The 2,540-nt window shown below is 69.2% G+C and carries 1 protein-coding gene and 1 pseudogene; both read left to right on the top strand.

Annotated features, from left to right (window positions below; translation table 11 throughout):
• The coding region (locus tag A6M56_RS21205; RefSeq protein WP_286758391.1) for a phage/plasmid primase, P4 family at positions 1 to 2,138 on the top strand (2,138 nt) is incomplete at its 5' end.
• 142 nt (positions 2,139 to 2,280) lie between these two features.
• Positions 2,281 to 2,540: pseudogene (locus A6M56_RS21200) on the top strand (hypothetical protein); the annotation flags it as partial.

Raw genomic sequence — 2,540 nt, 5'->3', positions numbered from 1 at the left:
TCATCGGCGACGTGCTGGGCAGCCCCGGCGACAGCCTGGAAGTGGTGCTTGCCGGCGACAAGGCCGGCCTGTGGACCGACCGTGCCACGGGTGAGGGCGGCGACGTCTTCGACCTCATCGCCGCCCATCACGGCCTCGATACGCACACCGAGTTCCATCGGGTGCTCGAAGCCGCCGCGGACCTGATCGGTCGTGCTCGACCCGTCGCGTCGCGTGCGCGCAAGAAGGACGCGCCGGTCGATGACCTCGGCCCGGCCACCGCCAAGTGGGACTACCTCGACGCACAAGGGCAGCTCATCGCCGTCGTCTACCGCTACGACCCGCCCGGGCGCAAGAAGGAGTTCCGGCCCTGGGACGCCAAACGGCGCAAGATGGCCCCGCCCGAGCCGCGGCCGCTGTACAACCAGCCGGGGATCCAGGACGCCGCCCAGGTCGTGCTGGTCGAGGGCGAGAAATGCGCCCAGGCCTTGATCGACGCCGGCGTGTGCGCCACCACCGCGATGCACGGGGCGAATGCGCCCGTGGACAAGACCGATTGGTCGCCGCTGGCGGGCAAGGCCGTCTTGGTCTGGCCTGACCGCGACAAGCCGGGCTGGGAGTACGCCGTGCAGGCGGCCCAGGCGATTCTGTCGGCGGGCGCGAAGACCTGCCACATCCTGTACCCGCCCGAGGAAGCGGCGGACGGCTGGGACGCGGCGGACGCCGTGATGGAGGGCTTCGACGTCGCGGCCTTCCTCGCCCACGGTCCGCGTGTGCAGGTGCATGACATTGCGGACCCCGGCGAGCCGGTGATCGGCGCGGATGAATCGGTGTGGGGCACCGAAGATGCCCTGGCGCTGGCCTTCACCCGGCGCTACCACCGCGACTGGCGCTACGTGGCGGCCTGGGGCCGCTGGTTGGTGTGGGACGGTCGGCGCTGGCGCAACGAGGAGACGCTGGCGGCCACCGACTTGATCCGCGGTGTCTGCCGACATGCGGCCCTCCAGGCCGACAACCCCAAGCTGGCGGCCAAGCTGGCCACCTCCGGCACCGTCGGCGGCGTCGAACGCCTGGCTCGCGCAGACCGCCGCCACGCCGCGACCACCGCCGAGTGGGACGCCGATCCCTGGCTGCTCAACACCCCAGGCGGTGTGGTCGACCTCCGAACGGGCCGCATGCGCGCGCACGACCGCGCCGACCGCATGACCAAGATCACGACCGCCACGCCCGGCGGCGACTGCCCGACCTGGCGGCAGTTCATCGCCGAAGTGACCGGCGGCGATGCGGCACTGCAAGCCTATCTGCAGCGCATGGCGGGCTATGCGCTCACCGGCTCCACCCAGGAGCACGCGCTGTTCTTCCTCTACGGCACCGGCGCCAACGGCAAATCGGTGTTCGTCAACACCCTGGCCACGATCCTGGGCGACTACGCCGCCAACGCGCCAATGGACACCTTCATGGAGACGCGTACCGACCGCCATCCGACCGACATGGCGGGGTTGCGCGGCGCGCGCTTCGTAGCGGCGATCGAAACCGAGCAAGGGCGGCGCTGGGCCGAGTCCAAGGTCAAGAGCCTCACGGGCGGCGACAAGATCTCCGCGCGGTTCATGCGGCAAGACTTCTTCGAGTTCTGGCCGCAGTTCAAGCTCTTCGTCGCCGGCAACCACAAGCCCGCCATCCGCAACATCGACGAGGCCATGAAGCGCCGGCTGCACCTGATCCCCTTCACGATCACCGTGCCGCCCGAGCGGCGGGACAAACACCTGCAGCACAAGTTGCTCGCCGAGCGCGACGGGATCCTGGCCTGGGCGCTGGAGGGCTGCCTGGCCTGGCAGCGCCTGGGCCGGCTCGATCCGCCGCCGCAGGTGGTGGCCGCCACCGAAGAGTACTTCGAAGCCGAGGACGCGCTGGGCCGCTGGCTCGACGAGCGCTGCGTGCGCGAGGCCAATGCCAAGTCGCTGACGGCCGAACTGTTCAGCGACTGGAAGCAGTGGGCGGAGGCCGCTGGCGAGTTCGTCGGCTCGCAGCGCCGCTTCTCCGACCTCTTGATCACCCGCGGCGTCGAGAAATGGCGCAACGCCGCCGGCATCCGGGGCTTTCGTGGCGTGGGCCTCAAGCACCCGACGCAGCCCGCCTACACCCCCTATGCCGACGACTGAACACCCATGACCCCCTGCCGGACTGACGCATCTGACGCTGTACATCGTAAGTCTCTACGCGCGTGCGCGTGCGCGCGCCTCACGGGAGTAATCGATATCGTGCGTCGGATGCGTCAGTCCCCACCGAACGAGGACTGACACCATGCACACCACGATCCTGGCCCTGGACCTGGGCACCACCACCGGCTGGGCGCTGCGCGATGGCACCGGCCACATCACCAGCGGCGCTGCCTGCTTCCGGCCACAACGCTTCGAAGGCGGCGGCATGCGCTTCCTGCGCTTTCGGCGCTGGATTTCTGAAATTCAGAAATCCGTTTCTGAAATTCAGTTTTTGTACTTCGAGGAGGTACGCCGACACGCTGGCGTCGATGCCGCGCACGCCTACGGCGGGGTCCTGGCCAC

Origin of the sequence: Ralstonia sp. RL, from assembly GCF_001683835.1 — a bacterium.
Lineage (GTDB): Bacteria > Pseudomonadota > Gammaproteobacteria > Burkholderiales > Burkholderiaceae > Ralstonia > Ralstonia mannitolilytica.
This window is presented reverse-complemented; position numbering and strand designations above follow the sequence as displayed.